Here is a 20,440-nt window from a genome sequence, read left to right on the forward strand (position 1 = left end):
GAGCATCGAGGATCGATGTGGATCAGAAATGATACTTCAGCAAGAAGCTGGTATTGCTCTGATTGGTCTTGAAGCCTTCGCTGTCTTTGATCGCGTACTTGTTCTTCCAGTAGTCGTATTCCACGCCCACGTACAATTGCTTGGCGCCCAGCTTCAATGCCTTGCCCAGGTCATATTTGATCTGCGGGACGATGTGCAGGTTGGCGTGGTAGGTGCCCTTGGCGTTGCTGTCGTTATCCACGACCCAGTCGATGAAACCGTCGAACAGGATATCGGATGAGCCCACCGGGATGGTGTAGGCCCAGACCGGGGTGATCTGCCAGACATTGTCGCCAGCGCGCGGACCTTCGGTCTGGCGGTTGTAGAAATTCAACTGGAAGTAATCGAAACCGGGAATCGCCAGGTCGAAGCCCGGACCGATCAGGTACGACTCGTTGTCGCCCTCCCCGAACTCGTAGGTCATGGCCAGCAATACATCTTTGATCGGACCCAGTTCCAGCTTCTGGTCGAAGATTTTGCCGAACGACAGGCGTGGGCTGAACTCACCGTAGTAGGTGTTCGGGCCGGAATTGCTGTCGTCCTGGCCGTTGTAGAAGATCCGGTCGAGGAAGAAGAAGTTGTCGCCGTATTTCCAGGCATCGGCGTGCTCGAAGGTCACGGTTTGCTGGATGCGCGGGTTGATCTGGAAATCCTTGCCGTACAGGTAGCTCAGACTGTTGTTCTGCCACTGCAGCAGGTCATCGGCCATCGCCTGGCCCCCGGCCAGCAAAGAGCCTGCAAGTATCAGCTGGGTAGACGTACGTTTCATTCAGTTTGCTCCCAAAGGTAAGTGGTACTGCATTTTTTTAAGATCAGCGCTCTGGTGTGGCGCTTTTTTTCTACGGAAAAAACATCCGTTCGGTCAGCTTTTTGTTTGTGACAAGCGCTGACAGCAAGAGCTGAGCCAAGACCGGGATAAATCGGAAAAATGGCTTGTTCAGTGGTTTGAAGCGATCGAAAAAGTGTCTTCAGCGGGAACCGATATCTGCCAACACTGCAATAGTTGGCGTATCGGTCAGGATCCGTTGGTTTTACGCGGCACCGGACTCAAACGGCCGCGCAGGATACGGCCCTGCATTCATGGGCTCAAGTGCCCTGCAACGGCGCATTCGTGGCGAATTTGGGGCGTGATGGCGGGGCTGGTTCATCTGGTGCTTTCCTCTTGTTTTTATTGTTGAGGCGCAGGCAGGCGCTGACGGGCGACCGGTCGTGTGCCGGTCTGCCTGTCAGCGGTATTACGTGTAGCGGGTGATGTCAGGTTTGATGTCGGCGGGACTCAGTTGGTCCGCGCCCCCTGGCTGATCCACGCGCCGATCAGGTCGCGTTCCTGTTGGGTCATCTGGGTGATATTGCCCAGGGGCATGATCTGCGTGGCCACGGCCTGGGCCTGGATGCGCGCGGCTTGTTGCTGGATCTGCTGCGGGGTATCGAACATCACCCCGCCCGGCGCGGCGCTGAACAACGGGCTGGTGGGTTTGGCCGAATGACAGACCGAGCAGCGCTCCTGAATCACGCTGTGGACCTTCTCGAACGAAGGGCCTTGGGCATTGGCGGTCTGGGCCGGCGTCGATGCCGGTGCGGCCGCTGCCGCTGCCGTCGCCGGTTTTGCGCCGCCGCCCACCGCCGTTTCCGGCAACGGTTGGTACTCGATCACACCAGGGGTTTTGGCCACTTCCGGCGCTGTGGCCATGGGCTTGGGACCCGTGACATAAGCCAGGCAGATCATCGCCAGAGCGCCGACCGGCAGCGTCCAGGCATACTTGTTGCTGTCGTGGCGGGTATTGAAATAGTGCCGCACCAACACCGCCGCCACGGCGATCCCAGCCAGGATTAACCAGTTGTACTGGCTGCCATAAGTGCTCGGGAAATGGTTGCTGATCATGATGAACAGCACCGGCAGGGTGAAGTAGTTGTTGTGGCGCGAGCGCAACAGGCCCTTGGCCGGCAGCGCCGGATCCGGCGTGCGGTTCTCGGCAATGGCCGCCACCAGCGCGCGTTGGGCCGGCATGATGATGCGGAACACGTTGCCGACCATGATCGTCCCGATGACCGCCCCGACATGCAGGTAGGCACCGCGACCGCTAAACACCTTGCTGAACCCGTAGGCCGCGGCGATCAGCAGCACGAACAGGATCAGGCCGAGCAGGGCAGGACGTTTGCCCAGGGCCGAGTCGCAGAGAAAGGAATACACGAACCAGCCGACGAACAACGAGCCGATGCCCAGGGCGACACCTTCGGGCCCGCTCAGGCTGCTGCCCGGTGCCAGCAGGTACAGGGTCGGGTTCCAATAGAACACCAGGCACAGCAGGGCGACGCCCGACATCCAGGTGAAGTAGGCTTCCCATTTGAACCAGTGCAGGTTGTCCGGCATGGACGGCGGCGCGAGTTTGTATTTTTCCAGGTGGTAGATGCCGCCACCGTGGATGGCCCACAAATCACCGGCCAGACCGCTTTTGGGGTTGACGCGATTGAGGTTGTTTTCCAGCCAGACGAAGTAGAACGACGCGCCGATCCAGGCCACGCCAGTGATCATATGAACCCAGCGCACGCTCAGGTTCAGCCATTCCAGCATATGTGCTTCCACAGTCTTTACCTCTCGCCCGTCACGCTTGTTTTCGCGTGATCGGACGCTTCTCTTATTGGTGGGGGGCGAGGATCAACAACTCATCCTCTTTGAAAAAATGCTCATCGCAGTTATTGCCTGTGCCACTGCGATCAACCACCAGGAAGTCATCCCGCTTTTCGATCGTCAGCACCGGGTGGTGCCAGACGCCGCGATGGTAATTAATGCCCTGCCTGCCGTTGGTGACGAAGGCGCGGACCAAGCCTGATACAGGTACATCGCCAAGTGGCGCGACCACGATCAGAAAGGGGTTGCCGAGCAGCCCGATGAAAGCCTGGCTGCCCAGCGGATGGCGCTCCAGCATGCGTACGGTCAACGGCATCTCCAGCGCCTCGGCGCGGAAGATGCTGATGATCGCCTTGTCGTCCGGTTCGGCGGTTTCAACCGTCGCCAGGCGATGGAAGCGCATGGTCGAACCATTGTTGATCATGAAGTGATCGCTGCCGTCGGTTTCGATCACGTCACCGAACGGGGCGAAGGCTTCTTTGGTCAACGGTTCGATCTTGAGTGTGCGCATGCTGGTCTTCTTACCTTGAATTCTGTGTTGTTTGTTGTGCCGCCATCGCGAGCAAGCTCGCTCCCACAGGGGAATGCATTTCAAATGTGGGAGCGAGCTTGCTCGCGATTCGGGTTCACTCTTATTTCGACACCTTGCCAAGCACCCGCAGGCGACTCACGCCACCGTCCGGGAACACATTCAGACGGATGTGGGTGATCGGCCCCAACGCCTTGATCTGCTCGGCGAAGGTGTGTTCGGCGTGCATTTCCAGCTTCTGGCTGGGCAGTAATTCGCGCCAGAACAGCGACTGGGTTTCGATCTGGCTGTCGGTGCCGCCCTTGACGAATGCGCCCTGGATCGAGCAGCTGTCCGGGTAGTTGCCCTTGAAGTGCAGGGTGTCGACGATGACTTTCTCGACCTCGCCGGCATGGCCCAGGGCGACGATCACCCAGTCATTGCCCGGGGTGCGACGTCGGGCGGTTTCCCAGCCGTCGCCCATGTTCACCCCGCGACCGGGGTTGAGGATGTTGCTCATGCGACCGAAGTGTTCGTCGGAACAGGCCAGGGCGCGACCGCCATTGAGGGCCGCGGCGAGGTCGATCTGTTCGTTGTCGCCCACGGCCGACCAGTCGCGGTACGGAATGCCGTAGACCCGCAGGCGGGCCACGCCACCATCGGGGTAGATGTTGAAGCGCAGGTGGCTGAAGGCCTGGTCATTGCTGATTTCATGGTAGTGGTGGCTGTTGCCTTGCAGTTCCACGGCCGACAGCACTTCAGTCCATTGGGTATGTTCGTCTGGCTCGCCGGAGGTCAGGAAGCAGGCTTCCAGGGACGCCGACGGCGGGTAGTTACCGGTGAAGAATGAAGTGTCGATGTCCACGCCTTTGATCGAACCCGGCACGCCCAGGCGGATCACCGCGCTGTCGTAGCCTTCGAAGCGCTTGCGGCGCGACTCCCAGCCGTCCATCCACTTGCCGTTGTCATCGAACACGCCCTCCTTCCATACGGCCGGAGTCGGCTGGAACAGACGGTTGGCGTCGGCGAACCAGTCATCGGTGACCGAAATGATCTTGGTGCCCAGGCGGGCGTCGGCCAGGTTGACGAACTTCTCGAAGGGTACGGCGTAAGCTTTCATTCTTCTTGTCTGCCTTTAATAAGTTGGCTGGGGATGCTTGCAGGGGCCTGGGCCTCAGGGCTGCTTGCTAAAGAGTCAGTAATCGGAACAACGCGATCTTGTTGATCTCTGCCAGCGCGCATTTGAACTCGGTATCTGCCGAGTGGTGAATGCGCGTTTCGAACGCCGCGAGGATCTGATGCCGGTTGCTGCCTTTTACCGCCATGATGAAGGGAAACTTGAACTTGGCTTTGTAGGCCTCGTTCAGCTCGGTGAAGCGTTGGAACTCATCGCTCGAGCATTGGTGAATACCGGCGCCAGCCTGTTCGTTGGTACTGGCCTCGGTCAGTTGGCCCTGGACGGCGGCTTTACCGGCCAGGTCCGGGTGTGCGTTGATCAGCGCCAGTTGGCTGGCGTGATCGGCGCACAGCAGGATGTCGCTCATGCGCTGGTGCAGGGTTTCGATCTGGTCGATCGATGGGTCCTGGCCCAGGTCGAAAGCCTTTTCGGCCACCCATGGCGAATGTTCGTAGATGTCGGCGAAGGCTTTGACGAACGCTTCGCGGCTCAAGGTCGAAGGCTTGAGGGTCTGGAATGCGGTCATTTCGAAGCCCCTGATTTCAAAGCGCCCGGATGTGGGTGGGTCTGCTGCCAGTGGCGGGCGATGTCGACGCGACGGCTGAACCAGACCTGCTCATGACCCTTGGCGTATTCAAGAAACCGCTTGAGGGCCGCGAGACGGGCAGGACGGCCGATCAGGCGGCAGTGCAGGCCGATGGAAAGCATCTTCGGCGCCTCGCTGCCTTCGGCATACAGCACGTCGAAGGCATCCTTGAGGTATTGGAAAAAATCGTCGCCCTTGTTGAAACCCTGGACCTGGGTGAAGCGCATGTCGTTGGTGTCCAGGGTGTACGGAATCACCAGGTGCGGCTTGCCGGTGGGGGTGTTCGGTTCCCAGTAGGGCAGGTCGTCGTCGTAGGTGTCGCTGTCATAGAGAAAACCGCCTTCTTCCATGACCAGCCGGCGGGTGTTGGGGCCTGTGCGGCCGGTGTACCAGCCCAACGGACGTTCGCCGGTGATTTCGGTGAGGATACGGATCGCTTCGAGCATGTGCTCGCGTTCCTGGGCTTCATCCATGTATTGATAGTCGATCCAGCGATAGCCATGGCTGCAGATCTCGTGACCGGCGGCGACCATGGCACGGATCACATCCGGGTGGCGCTGGGCAGCCATGGCCACCGCGAAGATCGTCAGCGGAATATCGAATTCCTTGAACAGCTTGAGGATCCGCCAGACACCGGCGCGGCTGCCATATTCGTAGAGCGATTCCATGCTCATGTTGCGCTCGCCCTGCAGCGGTTGCGCCGAAACCATTTCCGAGAGAAACGCTTCGGACTCCTTGTCGCCATGCAGCACGTTACGCTCGCCGCCTTCCTCGTAGTTGAGCACGAAGGACAGGGCGATGCGGGCGTTGCCCGGCCACTGAGGATGGGGAGGGTTACTGCCGTAACCGATCAGGTCGCGTGGGTAGTCAGCGCTCACTGCAGTTTTCCTTCTTGTTCGAACCATGTAGGTGGCGCCTGGGCGATGAATCACAGGCTGGCGTCACAGCGATGGGTTGATTGTATACAACTTTATGCGCACTTTGTAAGCCTGATTTTTTGCATTTTTCACAGCTGCCTCTGGCGTGTCTACACTGCAAGAAACCTGCCCATTTGGTCAGCTAAGGTATGACAATCCTGTGTGTCTGTTGGTTTTATTACTGATCGGGTCTGAACCCTTCTCGAATATGGCAGGCGATAAATTTCTGTTTTTTATTGTGTACAATTTTTATTTAAAGTGTCTTAATTCGCTCATCGCCGCAGCGTTTCGTGCTCCGAAACGGTGCGGCCTGTCTTTCAACTGATTCAGGAGGCGTCGGGCCGGACTGCTTGCAGCGAGGCGCGCACAATCAATGGGACGTTTGACTACTCACGTTTTGGATGCCGCGCACGGCTGCCCGGGCAGCTCGATCAAAGTCGAGCTGTACCGCGTCGAAGGTACGCAACTGCAATTGCTCGCCAGCGCGCTGACCAACAGCGACGGCCGTTGCGATGCACCGTTGTTGCAAGGGGATGACTACCGTAGCGGCGTCTATCAGATTCAATTCCATGCCGGCGATTACTACCGTGCCCGTGGCATCCAGCTGTCCGAGCCGGCGTTCCTGGATGTGGTGGTGCTGCGCTTCGGCATTTCGGCCGAGCAGGAGCATTACCACGTGCCCCTGCTGATTTCGCCCTACGCTTACTCAACGTATCGAGGCAGCTGATCCCCCAAGCAGTTGCCTTGTCCTGGAAGCGACTGCGCATGTAGCTTCTTTGGTTTTTCGCCCGCTCACACTGCGGGCTTTTTTTTGAGCCGTGTATTTACAGCCTGGAATTGTCATCCCGGATGATAAAAATCGTGTCTGCAACGCCGGGACGGATTTCAGTACCGCCCTTGAGCCAGATGATTTTATTGGCACTGTGGGCATCGTTGACGGCTTTCGCAGCGACTCCGCCAACCTGGGTTTCCAGGCGCAGCTCGGCTGTCTTGGGATCCATATACATGGGGAGGGAAATCTTCGGAATTCTGGTGCGGTGCAGGCTCATGAAAAATACATAGTCATGCCCTGTGCGGCGAAATACCAAAGCGGGAAAACTGTTGAAAGAGTTGGGCTCAATGACTGTATAGCCATTACGCGTCAGAAGGGCGGCCATAAAGCGTTTGAATTCCACTGGCGAGTACGACGTCAGATAAAGAAGCCACTGTCGCTGGAACCGCAGGGGATCAAAATCCAACCGATTCAATATTCCTGTTGAGAAGGGGTTAGGCAAGGCTATCGAGCGGGCAGCGCCTCGGGACGCCGAAGAGGTTGGAAGAATCGGAAGCATCAACAGTGGATCGGACCATTGCGGATGTGGCGAGTGGGTCGCGTTTTCCCAACTGCTGTAAATCTGCCGGAGTGCGGTCAAACCCGCAGAGTCGGCGAACGGCGAATCATTGCTGAGTTCAAATTGCCTTCTTGCGATATTTTCCAGGGTGACGGTCGTGACTTCTGGAAAAAAATCCCTGACGTAGGCCGTCAGTGTTTTTTCAAAGGGTAGCCTGGCGTCAATTTCCCAATGGTTGTCCGGCGGAACTTGTATTGCGCCTCGGGGTTGCTCGTCAGGCATATGCCTGAGGGTGGCTTCCAGCAAGTCAAAATCATAGATGGGATGAGCGGGTGACTGAATGTAGGTGATCGGGGATTCTCGCGCGTCGGTACGTGTCACCACCTTATAGTGAACATTGTTTATGGTGATCAATTCGGACAGCGTGAATCTTGGGTCAACCCCCCAGTTTTTCCTGAATGCCCGTGTAGGCGGGAGATTGGAATCACTGTGGTGCGTCACGTCGCGGTGCGCAGTTGGACGCCATAGAAGGCTGCCCTCCACTTGTTCCAGGCGTGGTCCGGAGGCAACAAGTTCAGTGCCTGATCGGGCTCTGTAGTTCTGTTCGGAATCGCGTCCAAGCAGCACCGTCCCTCCCTCTGCAAGCTCAACGTAGGTGCGTGTCTTGAACGTTCGGATCCCAGAGGTTGCGTCCGGCTCCGATAACAGGGGCACCAGCTCGGGTGAAAGGTAATAATTGTCCAGCGATACCGACAGGGAGCCATCACTGATGGCTGTCGCGGATGCGATTTCGGATACCTGAACGGTCGGGCGCTGTGATTCAGTCGCTTCAGTTTGGCGTCCGGTTGGCGAGCCGGACGCCTGATCGGTTTCTGCGCCTCTCAGGGGATTGCCGAGCATTGTGTCCAGTGACGTATCGCGACTGGAGTGAGGCGTATCAGGGGACGACTTTGTAAGCGTGGGTCGGGTGTTTCGTCTTGGACTCATTGAAAATGTCTGCTCTTGAGTTTGAATATTGATGATTCAAGTAGGTATCAAGCTAATGGCCTGTCGTAGAGCCGGAGGCTGACAGGCCCTGGGTTCCAGGATGTTCGTGGAAAACCAGCAGACAGGTGCACTACATATGTATGGCGTGTGAAAGAAACCGTCGAAGACGTTCTTCAAGGTCAGGTAGGTTCGGGAGACGCCTCAGCCAATGAGAGGAACCAGCTCAATTGCGAGAGCCTTATGCCGAAGACCGCGCTCAGCGCTAACGCCCGCGCAAACATCACTGAGTTGTCCAAAGTGAAGCTTTCTATCAGCTCCACGCACTTTTCCCGCAACAGGCGAAGTGTGTCATCACCCAGGGGCGGCGTCTGATTGAGCCCCTCGCGGGCCAGATCCTGATAGATCTTGAGGGCGTGGTCACACAGGTCTGTTTTTTTCAGGTTCGCCGCCTCAATGACTCGGGACTTATCGGTGTCAAGGATCCATTTACGGGTTCTGAGGTTGTAGCTCAGTGTGCCGGGAGACCCATCTTTGACAGCAACGTGAAGAACCTTCAGTTCTTCGGATGTCAGGCTCGACAGTTCGCTGGGCAATGGGATGTTGGGGTCGGTGAGCGGGGCAAAATACCGGCCATCAAGCGCTTCTACATAAACCCGCTCAAACAGGCTGTCGACAGCATGAACAACGCCTTGTGCAGTGATGACTCGTATCGGGTCGACAAGGTCTTCAGCTTCATAGACGGGAAGATGGATGGTCGTTCCACCTATTTGCAGCAGGTTGGAGGACAGTTTTATCTCGACTTGGCCCAGGCGCGTGGCATCCAACTCCCATAGGGAAGCACGGGGTAACCGAGGATTGGCGCCGGCCAATGCACCTGGCGTGGACAGGCGTAGCGTCATGTTCGGGCTCAGGTGAACAAGGTAGGTGGCGCCTTCGCCAATCAGGACTTCGATACCCGTTTGTTCCGTGGGCGATGTCAGCAGGGCGCAGGTTGCCCAGCTGCGCATGTAATAAGGTTTTTTGTCCAAGGGTTGTAGATAGGCGTATTTCTTTTTGGTAGGCGTCAATGGCAATGGAACGTCTGTTTTCCATTCCACCGGATCTTTACCTATGAATGTTTCGTCCAGCAACAGGCCATAGTCGGGCGAGGGTTGGACCACGCGGTACGACGAGCCGTCGTTCAGGGTGAGGATAAAAGTATGATGCGAACCGAGGGCGGAAAATGCACGCCGACCGGTTTTTGCGTTTTGCGCGCTATAGCGCTCATCGGAACTTGCCAGATTTTTCAGTACGACTTGGCGAACACCAAAGTGCAAGGTCAGGCCGCATTCGCCATATTTGATGCTGTCCCCTTCATCTTTCTGAGTGACATGAGCCTTGTAGTAGGCCTCGATACGGGTCAGCTCGGCGTTGGCGTAGTCCAGATGAAGGGTGGTGGAAAATTCGCTTTTGTGTTTGACCTTGAGTGTGGTCAGTTCATTGAGATGTGAAACATAGTAGCTGGTGTCTTTGTCATGGCTGATCGGCTGCTCGCTTCGATCAGGCAGGATAGCCGGGTTGCGGGGTGTGCCTGGCTGCACCACAACTGTTTCAATGTCGAGCGGGCTGCTGGATTCGATCGTATCGGGCAGGTCGGGCACCAAATGGTAGCCATCCTGGGTGATGAACGTCAGTCTGTTGTTTTGTAAGGCTCTTGGAAAAGCAGAGTCTTCATAGACTTCCCTGATGGTGACTTTGCGCAACTCCCGGTCGCTTGCATCAAAGCATGAAGTAATGACCAGATGACCGTCTTCAATTCGCCAGCTTTCAATCAGGTCAGCTCTCCAGTCCAGCGCGATGACGCTATTGTCCACACCATTTTCGGTGATGGAAACGTGGCCGGGTTTATGAGCGATGGCATAGATATCTTCACCCGGTCCGCCGTCTGCGTTGCGGTTATTTCCATTGAGAATGAAAATTCGGTCATCTCCCGCGCCGGCGTCGATTGAATCGTTGCCGCGGGACCTGATGATGTTTGGGCCGGCTGTCCCCTTGATGATGTTGGCACCGCCCTCGGGAATTTCTACGTTTTCAATGCTTTCAAGGTCCGCATGGCGATGAGGCTTGCTCTGCGTGTCATGACTTTTTTGAGTGATGATGGACACTTGCCCGGCGTCCAGGTCGACCTGGTAACCCAGACGCGGCTCCTGATGACTGCTGCTACGGCCCGACAACACCACGGTGTCGTTGCCCAAGCCACCCACCAGGTTATTTGCTGACGTTTCACTGAGGGTTTCCGTGGAGCCTTCAAAGATAAACACGTCGTCTTTTGTGCCCCCGGTCAGTTTTTTAACGCCCGCCCCGTAGTGAAAGACGTTTGGCTTGTTTTCGACGCCTTCAACGATGTCGTTGCCGCCGCCGATGTACCAATGGATAGCTTTATGTTCGGCCGACGTTTCAATGACTGCGCCGGGCGTCTGAGCCGTAACGCCTTTACGCGCATCGATCCGGTCGTCGTTGTCTTTGATCTTCGGACGGACTGTCGTCGCCCGGTACCTGGCACCGGTCCACCAGTTCCAAGTGTTGTAGGGCACCGGTTCAAGCTCCACGGTGAATGTACCGTTTACGATTGCCTCAGTGCTGTCTTTCAGTGGGCCTTTGAGCAAGTGCGAGGCATTGGCCTGCAGCAGCTTTGTATGTTCGGCGGTAGCCTTGGCGATGGTGTAGCGATCCTGGATATCTTTATCAGGGCCCATTGCCCAGAAGGCCAACCAACCAGTGCGCAGACGCTCGTGTACGGTGAGTTCTATGTAGTCGTCGATGTCATCGACTTGACGAACCGCGCCCCAGATTTGTGAGCCAACCACCAGGATAAGTCCGGCGGCAAGGCCCGCAGGACCGGCTGAACCAAATCCCGCCAGCGCCGCTATGCCAATGGTTAAGGTCATCGCGGCGCTGGTGACGCTCAAGGCTGCGCTGACATAGTGATCGGTGGCTTCTTTGCCAGTGGCGTGGGCAGCCGCCTTGAAAGAATCAACCGCGGCGATGATATCGAAAGGAAGTGTCAGGACGCTGGCAATCAGCCCACTTCCACGGGCGAGGCGCGTGGCAAAGGTCGTTTTGGCAAAGTCCTCAAGGGAACGTTGGCCGGCCCTGATCATCTGAGAGGCTTGTCTGGTCACCGCAGCTTCGACACCGATTGAAGCGACTTCGGCGGCCACGCTGGTCCCATTGAAAATGGTCTGGTAGGAGTCCTTGTTACGGATGGCGTCTTGCAGGCCGCGCAGACCGCTATAGATTCCGAAGGCCTGAAGTCCAAGCCCTGTAGGGATGAGGATATTGCTCTTGGTTGTATTTGCCCAACTGAATGCTCTATGACTAAGCCCTTGTATATCGAGTCTTTGGGCCGATTTCAGGAGTTTTTCCAGTGTTCTCCGATGGCTGGCAGGTTCGGCCTGTGTTTCAGGCGTTTGCCTCAATAATGGGGGCGCGGCGGGTGAGCGCTGGCTCGCCATTTCAAACAGCAACGTGGGCAGCCGATAGTCGTTGGCGTCGGCGGTCAGTTTGAGCCGTGTTTCAATATTGTTTGCGTTGAACTGTAACGAGTTCACGAAAAAACGATTGAGGCTGCGGAAAAAAGTATTGTCGCCGTTCAGCGGCTGTCCATCGGTGGTTGCGCCTAACGCATCCAGGGCTGAACGGGTGACAGTCACGGAACCGATGTGCAGCGGGCCGTAAAGTTTATCGACGATTTCGAGTTGGGCTTGTCTATGTTTGTGCTCCGAACTCAGCTGCGTCCCATCGGCAGTCTTGAAATCGAGTGTTTCGATGGTGTGCTTATTTGTAGGCACGCCTAAGTCGGTAATGACTACGGCATAGTCGTCGGGCACCGGGCCGTGCTGGAAAATCTGGGCCATTGTGAACGTCCTTGTTCAACGATGATTGAGCGGCCCTATATGTAAGATGCTTCCTGGCGGGGTGTATATCGATGGGTTGTTTCTACGTTTTGCGAAAGCCTCGAGTAAAAGATGAGGCTGTTTCGCAAAATCAGGGACTCAGTGAGTGGACATCAACGAGGCCGCGCCCGCACCGCCAAAGAGTCCTGCACTGATGCGGTTGAACCAGCTCTGGCCTTTACCCGTTCGCAGATACCGCGCCGCGCCGTGGGCGCCGAGGCCGTAAGCCAGCTTGCAGAGCAGGTCAAGAACGGTCCAGGTGGCGATCATGATCAGCAGTTGCGGCAGGAACGGTTGTTCGGCGCTCAAGAACTGCGGCAGGAAAGCGGCGAAGAACAGAATGTCCTTGGGGTTGCTGGCACCCAGCACGAATGCCCGGCCGAACAGGGCGCGAAAGCGCGGGATGGCGGCGGCCTGGGGCACTTCGGCACCCTGGGACGGCTGGCGCGATTGCTGCCAGCTCTGCCAGGCCAGGTAAAACAGATACAACGCGCCGACCATCTTTAGGGCGCTGAACAGTTGCTCTGACGCCAACAACAATGCACCGAGCCCCAGCGCCGATGCGCTCAGCAGGCAAATCGAGGCGATCACGCCACCCAGGAACGCCGGATACGAACGGCGCAGGCCATAGTTCAGGCTGTTGCCGATCATCAGCAGCGACAGTGGGCCGGGGATGAGGATCACCACCAGAGCGGCGCCGCTGAACAACAGCCAGGTTTCCAGATTCATTGCTTTGCTCCTGATGCAAGAACGCCTCACCCGACGGGGTGAGGCTGATGAATAATCCCGTGCCTACAAGAAGATGAACTTGGCGATGAAGATCGCGCAGAGCACCCACAGACTGACAGAAATTTCCTTGTGTTTACCCGTGCCGGCCTTAAGCACCACATAGGTGATGAAGCCCAGCGCAATACCGTCGGCGACCGAAAAGGTCAGGGGCATCATGATGGCCGTGACGATGGCCGGGATGCTGTCGGTCGCTTCGTCCCATTCGATGTGGGCCATGCCCCCCATCATCAGCATGGCGACATAGATCAAGGCACCCGCGGTAGCGTAGGCGGGGATCATCCCGGCCAGGGGTGCGAAGAACATCGCGGCAATAAATAGCACACCGACCGTCACGGCGGTAAGCCCTGTGCGGCCACCCGCCGCGACACCGGCGGCGCTTTCCACGTAGCTGGTTACCGGCGGCACGCCGACCATGGCGCCGAACACGCTAGAGGCGCTGTCGGCTTTCAAGGCCTTGGACAGGTTCTCGATCTTGCCATCAGGTTTGACCAGCCCGGCACGCTGGGCAACGCCCATCAGGGTGCCGGCGGTGTCGAACATGTGCACGAACAGGAAGGCCAGCACTACGCTGATCATGCTGACGTTGAATACGCCGACCACATCCATCGCCATCCAGGTGGGCGCCAGGCTCGGAGGCGTCGACATGACCCCGTTGTATTGCACCAGTCCCAGGCCCCAACCGGCCAGGGTCACGGCGATGATGCTGATCAGGATCGCGCCGAACACGCGGTGATAGCTGAGCACGGCGATCATCAGGAAACACACCGCAGCCAGTAACGGGCCGGGCTCGTGCAGGGAGCCGAGCTTGATCAGGGTAGCGGGGCTGTCCACGACGATGCCGGCGGTCTTCAGGCCGATTAGTCCGAGGAACAACCCGACTCCCGCACCCATGGCATAACGCAGGCTCACCGGAATGCTGTTGAGCAGCCACTCACGCACCCGCGACAGGGTCAGGAACATGAATAGCACCCCGGAAACAAACACCGCGCCCAATGCGGTTTCCCAGTTGTAGCCCATGGTGCCGACCACGGTGTAGGTGAAAAACGCGTTCAGGCCCATGCCCGGTGCCAGGCCCACTGGCCAGTTGGCGTACAGGCCCATCAACAGGCAACCCAGGGCGGCGGCGATGCAGGTCGCGACGAATGCGGCGCCGTGATCAATGCCGGCGTCGGCCATGATGTTGGGGTTGACGAAAATGATGTAGGCCATGGTGATGAAGGTCGTCAGACCGGCAATCAGCTCGGTCTTCACCGTGGTGCCATGCAAGCTGAGTTTGAAGATGCGCTCCAGCCAGCCAGTGCGTAGTGGCGGCGAGAGGTCCAGCGTCCGGGCTTCGGGTTTGCGGCTTTCCACAGCGAGTACTCCTCAAGAGTTTTATTGTTATTTCCAGCACGCCCGCCCCCTGAGGGTGGCGGCGTTGCTTTGAGGCAGGTAAGGCAGGCGAGGTTTTTTGACCTTATGGTCAAGAACTCGCACGAAGCGAATTATGCTTTTGTATACAAATAAAGCAAATAATGTTTTCTGTGTTGTCGACGAAATGTCTGGCGATAGGGATATATCGCCCATGCGGGCGCTATCGCGAGCAAGCTCGCTCCCACAGGGGAACGCCGTCAAACACAAATTATGTGCTCACCACACTCCCACTGTGGGAGCGAGCTTGCTCGCGATAGCGCCAGTCCAGGCAAAGCCAATCTGAGCCTAGGCCTTGCCCAGTGCCAGATTCATCGCCAACCACCCATCCACCGCCTCCTCCCCAGCCTCGGCAAACACCCGCTCCAGCAATTTCACCTGCTCGCGACGCAACGCCTGTTCGAAGCGCTCGCCCTCGGCCGTCAGTTCCAGCAGCCGCTTACGCTTGTCCGTCTCGGACGCGACGCTGTTCACCAGGTGCATTTCCATCAACTGCCGCAACGGCATGTTCAACGCCTGTTTGCTCACGCCAAGCAGCGTCAGCAATTCCTTCACGCTCAGGGATGGGTAGCGGGCGATAAAAAAAACGATGCGCTGATGCACCCGGCTCAGCCCGCGACGCTCAAGCATTTCATCGGCCTTGGCGGTAAACGCCTGGTAACCGAAGAAGAACGCTTCCATAGCCAATTGCTGGGAGGCCGGGTTTTTAAGGTCAAGCATATTGACGTATCCAGAGAGGTCGGAGTAATTTCGGTCAACTAGTTTGACTCATTTTTTCAGTGACCCGCTACAGGTGACCCCCTATGGCTTTTTCCGAACGTGTTTCGCGCCTCAAAAGTTCTTTGATTCGAGAAATCCTCGCCGCCGCGCAGCGTCCTGAAGTGATGTCGTTCGCCGGTGGCCTGCCGGCCGAAGCCATGCTGCCGAAAGTCGAATGGGCGGCCATGCCGGTGTCCATGGGCCAATACGGCATGAGCGAAGGTGAACCGGCCTTGCGCGAAGCCCTGGCGGCACAGGCGCGGTCATTGGGCCTGGCGTGTGAAGCCAGTCAGGTGCTGGTGGTCAGCGGCTCCCAGCAAACCCTCGACCTGGCGGCCAAGCTGCACATCGATGTCGGCACTCAAGTCATGCTGGAAGCGCCGACCTACCTGGCCGCGTTGCAGATTTTCCAGCTGTTTGGCGCCGACTGCATCACGGTGCCCCTGGAGGCCGATGGGCCTGATCTGAAACAGTTGCGAGCCCGGTTGGAACAGCATCGCCCCGCGTTCATCTACCTGATTCCCACCTTCCAGAACCCTTCGGCGGTGCGCTACAGCGAGACCAAGCGCGATGCCGTGGCGGCGCTGCTGGATGAGTTTGGCGTGACCCTGGTGGAAGACGAGCCCTACCGCGAGCTGACCTTCGACGGCGGCAGCGCCACGCCGATTGTCAGTCGCTTGAAGAAAGCCAGCTGGATCTACACCGGCACTGTGTCGAAAACCCTATTGCCCGGGCTACGTGTGGGTTACCTGATCGCCAGCCAGGATCTGTTCCCACACCTGCTGCGGCTCAAGCAGTCGGCGGACCTGCACACCAATCGCATCGGTCAGTGGCAGGCATTGCAATGGATCGACACCGAGCAGTACCAAAGCCATTTGAGCGAGTTGAGGGATTTTTACCGGGATCGTCGCGACCGGTTCCAGGCGGCGCTGCAAACACATTTTTCCGATATCGCGCATTGGAACGTGCCTCAGGGCGGGCTGTTTTTCTGGCTGACCCTCAAGCAACCGCTGGACACCCGCACCTTGCTCGACGCCGCGCTGGCTGCCGACGTCGCGTTCATGCCGGGAGAGCCGTTCTTTCCCGAGCCGGACAAGCATCCGGGGCACCTGCGGTTGAACTTCAGCCACATCGACCCGGCGCGGCTGGATGAGGGGCTTAAGCGGTTGGCGGGGGTGGTGCGGGAGGCTTTGGCGGTAAAAGCAGCCTGACTTATGTGGTGACTGGACTGGCCCCATCGCGAGCAGGCTCGCTCCCACAGGGTTCAGAGTCGATCACAAAACCCAGTTATCCACAGTTCCATTGTGGGAGCGAGCCTGCTCGCGATAGGGCCCGCAAATACACCGTAAAACTATCAGACTGCCGCAAACCGCTTATCCAGATAATCAATGATCACCTTGGACTCATACATCCAGGTGGTTTCGCCGTTCTCTTCGATGCGCAGGCACGGTACTTTGATCTTGCCGCCTTGCTCCAGCAGCGTCTGGCGATCCTGCTCGTTGTTTTTTGCATCCCGCAAGGCCACCGGCACGTTGAGGCGGTGCAGGGTGCGGCGGGTCTTCACGCAGAACGGGCAGGCGTGGAACTGATAGAGCGTCAGGCTGCGGGCGGCCTGATTGACTTGCGCCTGGGCTTCGGCCGGACGTTGCTTCTTGCCGGGGCGGGTGATGAAGTCGATGAAAATAATCAGCTGGCCCAGGCCAACTCGCAGCGCTTTGACGATCACGGTATTAAGCCTCACGACAGGGAAGAAGAGGGCGCGCAGCTTACCTGATTTTTCACGGGCGAAAAAAAACCGGCGATCAATGCCGGTTTTTTTCATGCGGGGGGTTACTTGATCAGGCTGAGGAACTCGCTGCGGGTCGCGGCGTTTTCGCGGAACTCGCCGAGCATCACCGAGGTGATCATCGAAGAGTTCTGCTTTTCCACACCGCGCATCATCATGCACATGTGCTTGGCTTCGATCACCACCGCCACGCCCAGGGCACCGGTCACCTGCTGGACCGCGTCGGCGATCTGGCGGCTGAGGTTTTCCTGGATCTGCAGGCGACGTGCGTACATGTCGACGATGCGTGCGACTTTCGAAAGCCCCAGCACCTTGCCACTCGGAATGTAGGCCACATGGGCCTTGCCGATGAAGGGCAGCAAATGGTGCTCGCACAGCGAGTACAACTCGATGTCCTTGACCAGCACCATTTCGCTGTTGTCGGAGCTGAACAAGGCACCGTTGGTGACTTCTTCGAGGGTCTGTTCGTAACCGCGGCAGAGGTACTGCATGGCCTTGGCAGCGCGCTTGGGCGTGTCGAGCAGGCCCTCGCGGGAAACGTCCTCGCCCAGTTGGCCGAGAATCGCGGTGTAATTCTGTTCCAGAGACATGAAACTACCTGTGGGATTTTACGCAAAGGGCAAGGGTACGGTGGCGGACACGGCGCTGCAAGCTCGGCAATCGGGTGCTACTCGTCGCGGCCTTCCATCATGGTGCGCTTGAGCATCACGTACACCGCCCCGGCGCCACCGTGTTTCGCCTGGCAGGAGGTGAAGCCCAGCACTTGCGGGTGCTGGCGCAGCCAGGTGTTGACGTGGCTCTTGATCATCGGCCGCTTGCCGTCCAGCCGCACGGCCTTGCCGTGGGTGACGCGCACGCAGCGGATTTCGAATTTGGTGGCTTCGGCCAAGAAGGCCCAGAGGGTTTCCCGGGCCTTTTCCACGGTCATGCCGTGCAGGTCGAGGCTGCCTTCGAAGGGGATCTGGCCGACCTTCAGCTTGCGCATCTGGCTTTCCTGAACGCCGTCGCGAGCCCACATCAGCTCGTCTTCAGGACCTACGTCGATCACGAACTGGTCGGACAAGCCATCCACGGTGGTGGCGTCGGTGCGCACCGTGGCGGCCTGGCGCAGCTTGGCGATTTGTGCGCGATCCGCCTTGGGTTTGCCGGTTTCGGCACGGTCGTGCTTGATCGGTTTAACACCCTGGATTGCACTTTTGAACAGGGAAAAGTCGTCGTCTTGCATGTCAGCCTCCGCGAAGGCCGGCCAGTTTACCCAACTCCTGCGGGATCCGGCGCGACAAAACGTCGGGCGGCGGGTCAGTCGTGCTTTTTCATCAAGTGAGGAGCCATGGCCAGCTCCAGGGATTGGCGGGCCCGACGGCGGCAAAGACGCCACAGCCACACGCCCAACAGCAGTACCAGCAAGCCGATCACCAGAATGATCGTTGAGCCGAGCGGGGTTGCGTTCAACTCGCCCAGGGCGGGCGGGCGACCCAGCAGGCTGGCGGCGCCCGCCATCGACAGCAGTACACCGAGCGTTGCCAGGAGCGCCGCGAGCGCGGCACCGAAACGCAAGCGCCAGTTGCTCGGGCCTTTGGGCCGCAAGCGACGTGCGTCAAAACCATCGGATAACTTCATTCCGACCTTCCTCAATGGGTATCGGCCCTTCGACCGGAAGATGTTCGGGTTGTTCCTGACACTACGGCAATTGCGGCAAATGAGAGGCTTTTGCGGATAAGCGGCGCAACGGGCCGCTTATCGAAGGGGTGTCAGATGAAATCGCGGGTCAGGGCCAGGGTGGCGAAGTTGTCCGCCATGATCGCCATTTCGGTCTGGTGCACGTGTTCGGCGCTCAGGACACCGCCCTTGTACGGCAGATCGCGAGTGGCGCAGGCGTCTTCGACCAAGGTGCAACGAAAGCCCAGGTTCTTGGCGGCACGCACGGTGGTGCTGACGCTGGAATGGCTCATGAAACCACAAACGATCAGGTCCAGGGGGCCGAGGTCCTCCAGGCGCTTTTTCAGTTCGGTGCCGTGAAACGCGCTGGGCAGCAGTTTTTCCACCACGGTTTCGTCGCCCTGGGGTTCCAGGCCGTTAATGAACTCCCCGCGTTCGCCCTGTGGGTCGAACAGCCCGCCATGGGTGCCCAGGTGACGCACATGCACGATCGGCCGGCCGGCAGCACGGGCCGCGCCGAGCAATTGCTTGATGTTCGCGACCGCCGCATCCATGCTACTCAACGCCAGGGGGCCGGCGAGGTATTCTTTCTGGGCATCGATGATGATCAGCGTCGCTTGACTCAGATTGGCCGCCGCGTAACCGCGACCGCTGAGTTGAAACATCGTTTTTGGAACGGACATTCTGGGGCTCCTTCGAGTGGGGCTTTTGCGACATTCTCCTCTGGCTGAGCGGTTCTGTGAATCGCTTCCATCGCAAGGGCCGTCGTTGCTGGCCTACAGCCTTGTCAAGATGTCTGTCTTGTTCAATAGTCAGCGCGAAAAACGGATAAATCCTACATCTGCCCCGTCCTTTTTCGTGCGTGTTTTAGGTGTGTTTGAGGCGTGCTTTGGTGAGGGGAGTGTTTGGCTGGTAGACTCGCCAGTCGTTTTTTCTGGAGTTTGCCGCCGTGATCACTTCCCGTCTCCGTACCCTGCGCGACCATATACGTTGGGCCGTCAGTCGTTTCCATGGAGAGGATCTGTTTTTCGGCCATGGCACCGACAATGCGTGGGATGAAGCCCGGCAACTGGTGTTGGGCGCGTTGCATCTGCCGTGGGAGATTGCCGATAGCTACCTGGACTGCCGTCTCGAAGATGAAGAGCTGGTCCATGTGCAACGCCTGCTGCGCCGACGCATCGCCGAACGCATCCCGGCGGCCTACCTGCTGGGTGAAGCCTGGTTCTGCGGAATGTCTTTCATCGTCGACGAGCGCGTGCTCATTCCACGCTCGCCCATTGGTGAACTGATCGAAAACCGTTTTGCGCCCTGGCTGGGTCAGGAGCCGGCACGGATTCTCGACCTCTGCACCGGTTCCGGCTGCATCGGCATCGCGTGCGCTTTCGAATTCCCGGAGGCGGAGGTGGTGCTGGCTGACCTGTCGTTCGAAGCGTTGGAAGTGGCCAACCAGAACATCGAGCGTCACGGCGTCGACGAGCGCGTGTTTACTGTCCAGGGGGATGGTTTCGAGGGCTTGCCGGGCCAGCGTTTCGACCTGATCGTGTCCAACCCGCCCTATGTCGATGCCGAAGATTTCGCCGACATGCCCCAGGAGTATCAGCACGAGCCGGAGCTGGGCCTGGCCTGTGGCGATGATGGCTTGAACCTGGTACGCCGGATGCTGGCCGAGGCCGCCGACCATCTGACCGAGAAGGGTTTGTTGATTGTCGAGGTGGGCAACAGCCAGGTCCACGTCGAGGCGTTGTATCCGGAAGTCGATTTTGCCTGGCTGGACTTCGAACGCGGCGGGCATGGTGTGTTCATGCTCAGTGCCGAACAGTGCCGTCAGCATCAGGCGTTGTTTGCTTCGCGGATTTGACGACAATTGATCTGACGGGCGCGCCCGGGTCTGTCAACGAGGATGCAAACCTGTGGGAGCGAGCCTGCTC

At 58.4% G+C, this 20,440-nt stretch carries 19 protein-coding genes; 3 read left to right on the top strand and 16 right to left on the bottom strand.

Going from position 1 to position 20,440, the window contains the following annotated elements; translation table 11 throughout:
• Positions 1 to 22: 22 nt before the first annotated feature.
• The 6 genes from MKS85_RS24830 to puuE all read right to left on the bottom strand — a co-directional run bounded on the left by MKS85_RS24830 (position 23) and on the right by puuE (position 5,817).
• Positions 23 to 808, bottom strand: coding sequence for an outer membrane protein OmpK (locus MKS85_RS24830; RefSeq protein ID WP_139049410.1), 786 nt, complete (start codon positions 806 to 808; stop codon positions 23 to 25).
• Between the two features lie 507 nt (positions 809 to 1,315).
• The gene (locus tag MKS85_RS24835; RefSeq protein ID WP_188252396.1) at positions 1,316 to 2,623 is read right to left on the bottom strand and encodes a urate hydroxylase PuuD; all 1,308 of its coding nucleotides are present in this window, start codon (positions 2,621 to 2,623) and stop codon (positions 1,316 to 1,318) included.
• A 52-nt stretch (positions 2,624 to 2,675) separates the two neighbouring features.
• The gene (locus tag MKS85_RS24840) at positions 2,676 to 3,179 is read right to left on the bottom strand and encodes an ureidoglycolate lyase (RefSeq protein ID WP_047229637.1); all 504 of its coding nucleotides are present in this window, start codon (positions 3,177 to 3,179) and stop codon (positions 2,676 to 2,678) included.
• A gap of 121 nt (positions 3,180 to 3,300) precedes the next feature.
• Complete coding sequence (alc, locus tag MKS85_RS24845) at positions 3,301 to 4,296, bottom strand: allantoicase (protein WP_188252397.1); 996 nt, start codon at positions 4,294 to 4,296, stop codon at positions 3,301 to 3,303.
• Positions 4,297 to 4,363: 67 nt separating this feature from the next.
• Positions 4,364 to 4,879, bottom strand: coding sequence for a 2-oxo-4-hydroxy-4-carboxy-5-ureidoimidazoline decarboxylase (gene uraD, locus MKS85_RS24850; protein WP_047229635.1), 516 nt, complete (start codon positions 4,877 to 4,879; stop codon positions 4,364 to 4,366).
• A complete protein-coding gene (gene puuE / locus MKS85_RS24855; RefSeq protein WP_076383794.1) occupies positions 4,876 to 5,817 on the bottom strand; it encodes an allantoinase PuuE in 942 nt (313 codons plus the stop codon). The genes uraD and puuE overlap by 4 nt, the downstream gene beginning before the upstream one ends.
• Before the next feature lie 412 nt (positions 5,818 to 6,229).
• Here puuE and uraH point away from each other — a divergent pair, with 412 nt between their 5' ends.
• On the top strand, positions 6,230 to 6,583 hold the full coding sequence (gene uraH / locus MKS85_RS24860; RefSeq protein WP_188252398.1) for a hydroxyisourate hydrolase: 354 nt from the start codon (positions 6,230 to 6,232) through the stop codon (positions 6,581 to 6,583).
• Positions 6,584 to 6,680: 97 nt separating this feature from the next.
• Here uraH and MKS85_RS24865 read toward each other — a convergent pair whose 3' ends face one another.
• The 5 genes from MKS85_RS24865 to MKS85_RS24885 all read right to left on the bottom strand — a co-directional run bounded on the left by MKS85_RS24865 (position 6,681) and on the right by MKS85_RS24885 (position 15,028).
• A complete protein-coding gene (locus MKS85_RS24865; RefSeq protein ID WP_188252399.1) occupies positions 6,681 to 8,087 on the bottom strand; it encodes a hypothetical protein in 1,407 nt (468 codons plus the stop codon).
• A 266-nt stretch (positions 8,088 to 8,353) separates the two neighbouring features.
• The gene (locus MKS85_RS24870) at positions 8,354 to 12,070 is read right to left on the bottom strand and encodes a calcium-binding protein (RefSeq protein WP_188252400.1); all 3,717 of its coding nucleotides are present in this window, start codon (positions 12,068 to 12,070) and stop codon (positions 8,354 to 8,356) included.
• A gap of 138 nt (positions 12,071 to 12,208) precedes the next feature.
• Positions 12,209 to 12,838 (bottom strand): LysE family translocator, encoded by a 630-nt coding sequence (locus MKS85_RS24875; RefSeq protein ID WP_047229631.1) that lies wholly within the window; start codon positions 12,836 to 12,838, stop codon positions 12,209 to 12,211.
• A gap of 63 nt (positions 12,839 to 12,901) precedes the next feature.
• Positions 12,902 to 14,251, bottom strand: a complete 1,350-nt coding sequence (locus MKS85_RS24880; protein ID WP_076383799.1) for an NCS2 family permease — start codon at positions 14,249 to 14,251, stop codon at positions 12,902 to 12,904.
• 345 nt (positions 14,252 to 14,596) lie between these two features.
• Positions 14,597 to 15,028, bottom strand: coding sequence for a MarR family transcriptional regulator (locus tag MKS85_RS24885; RefSeq protein ID WP_310663155.1), 432 nt, complete (start codon positions 15,026 to 15,028; stop codon positions 14,597 to 14,599).
• An 83-nt stretch (positions 15,029 to 15,111) separates the two neighbouring features.
• Here MKS85_RS24885 and MKS85_RS24890 point away from each other — a divergent pair, with 83 nt between their 5' ends.
• Positions 15,112 to 16,278, top strand: coding sequence for a PLP-dependent aminotransferase family protein (locus MKS85_RS24890; RefSeq protein ID WP_188252402.1), 1,167 nt, complete (start codon positions 15,112 to 15,114; stop codon positions 16,276 to 16,278).
• Between the two features lie 143 nt (positions 16,279 to 16,421).
• On the opposite strand, the gene MKS85_RS24895 is transcribed toward MKS85_RS24890, so the two are convergent.
• The 5 genes from MKS85_RS24895 to MKS85_RS24915 all read right to left on the bottom strand — a co-directional run bounded on the left by MKS85_RS24895 (position 16,422) and on the right by MKS85_RS24915 (position 19,195).
• A complete protein-coding gene (locus tag MKS85_RS24895) occupies positions 16,422 to 16,793 on the bottom strand; it encodes a glutathione S-transferase N-terminal domain-containing protein (RefSeq protein ID WP_047229660.1) in 372 nt (123 codons plus the stop codon).
• 104 nt (positions 16,794 to 16,897) lie between these two features.
• Positions 16,898 to 17,443 carry a GTP cyclohydrolase I FolE gene (gene folE, locus MKS85_RS24900; RefSeq protein WP_003204506.1) on the bottom strand — a complete coding sequence of 182 codons (546 nt, stop codon included), beginning with the start codon at positions 17,441 to 17,443 and terminating at the stop codon, positions 16,898 to 16,900.
• Between the two features lie 77 nt (positions 17,444 to 17,520).
• Positions 17,521 to 18,078, bottom strand: coding sequence for a Smr/MutS family protein (locus tag MKS85_RS24905; RefSeq protein ID WP_025214971.1), 558 nt, complete (start codon positions 18,076 to 18,078; stop codon positions 17,521 to 17,523).
• 74 nt (positions 18,079 to 18,152) lie between these two features.
• Positions 18,153 to 18,473, bottom strand: coding sequence for a hypothetical protein (locus MKS85_RS24910; RefSeq protein WP_047229627.1), 321 nt, complete (start codon positions 18,471 to 18,473; stop codon positions 18,153 to 18,155).
• Between the two features lie 131 nt (positions 18,474 to 18,604).
• Positions 18,605 to 19,195, bottom strand: coding sequence for a cysteine hydrolase family protein (locus tag MKS85_RS24915; RefSeq protein ID WP_188252403.1), 591 nt, complete (start codon positions 19,193 to 19,195; stop codon positions 18,605 to 18,607).
• A 266-nt stretch (positions 19,196 to 19,461) separates the two neighbouring features.
• Between MKS85_RS24915 and prmB the strand changes: the two genes are divergently transcribed.
• Positions 19,462 to 20,370 carry a 50S ribosomal protein L3 N(5)-glutamine methyltransferase gene (gene prmB / locus MKS85_RS24920; protein WP_310663156.1) on the top strand — a complete coding sequence of 303 codons (909 nt, stop codon included), beginning with the start codon at positions 19,462 to 19,464 and terminating at the stop codon, positions 20,368 to 20,370.
• Positions 20,371 to 20,440: the final 70 nt, after the last annotated feature.

This window comes from Pseudomonas sp. JL2, from assembly GCF_031570495.1.
GTDB lineage: Bacteria > Pseudomonadota > Gammaproteobacteria > Pseudomonadales > Pseudomonadaceae > Aquipseudomonas > Aquipseudomonas rhizophila.

Bases quoted from the DNA above. Each gene is read 5' to 3' on its own strand.
- alc (WP_188252397.1), bottom strand. From the start codon at position 4,296: ATGAAAGCTTACGCCGTACCCTTCGAGAAGTTCGTCAACCTGGCCGAC.
- MKS85_RS24865 (WP_188252399.1), bottom strand. From the start codon at position 8,087: ATGCTCGGCAATCCCCTGAGAGGCGCAGAAACCGATCAGGCGTCCGGC.
- MKS85_RS24875 (WP_047229631.1), bottom strand. From the start codon at position 12,838: ATGAATCTGGAAACCTGGCTGTTGTTCAGCGGCGCCGCTCTGGTGGTG.
- MKS85_RS24890 (WP_188252402.1), top strand. From the start codon at position 15,112: ATGGCTTTTTCCGAACGTGTTTCGCGCCTCAAAAGTTCTTTGATTCGA.
- MKS85_RS24885 (WP_310663155.1), bottom strand. From the start codon at position 15,028: ATGCTTGACCTTAAAAACCCGGCCTCCCAGCAATTGGCTATGGAAGCG.
- MKS85_RS24830 (WP_139049410.1), bottom strand. From the start codon at position 808: ATGAAACGTACGTCTACCCAGCTGATACTTGCAGGCTCTTTGCTGGCC.
- uraD (WP_047229635.1), bottom strand. From the start codon at position 4,879: ATGACCGCATTCCAGACCCTCAAGCCTTCGACCTTGAGCCGCGAAGCG.
- MKS85_RS24910 (WP_047229627.1), bottom strand. From the start codon at position 18,473: ATGAAGTTATCCGATGGTTTTGACGCACGTCGCTTGCGGCCCAAAGGC.
- uraH (WP_188252398.1), top strand. From the start codon at position 6,230: ATGGGACGTTTGACTACTCACGTTTTGGATGCCGCGCACGGCTGCCCG.
- MKS85_RS24840 (WP_047229637.1), bottom strand. From the start codon at position 3,179: ATGCGCACACTCAAGATCGAACCGTTGACCAAAGAAGCCTTCGCCCCG.
- MKS85_RS24870 (WP_188252400.1), bottom strand. From the start codon at position 12,070: ATGGCCCAGATTTTCCAGCACGGCCCGGTGCCCGACGACTATGCCGTA.
- MKS85_RS24905 (WP_025214971.1), bottom strand. From the start codon at position 18,078: ATGCAAGACGACGACTTTTCCCTGTTCAAAAGTGCAATCCAGGGTGTT.
- folE (WP_003204506.1), bottom strand. From the start codon at position 17,443: ATGTCTCTGGAACAGAATTACACCGCGATTCTCGGCCAACTGGGCGAG.
- MKS85_RS24915 (WP_188252403.1), bottom strand. From the start codon at position 19,195: ATGTCCGTTCCAAAAACGATGTTTCAACTCAGCGGTCGCGGTTACGCG.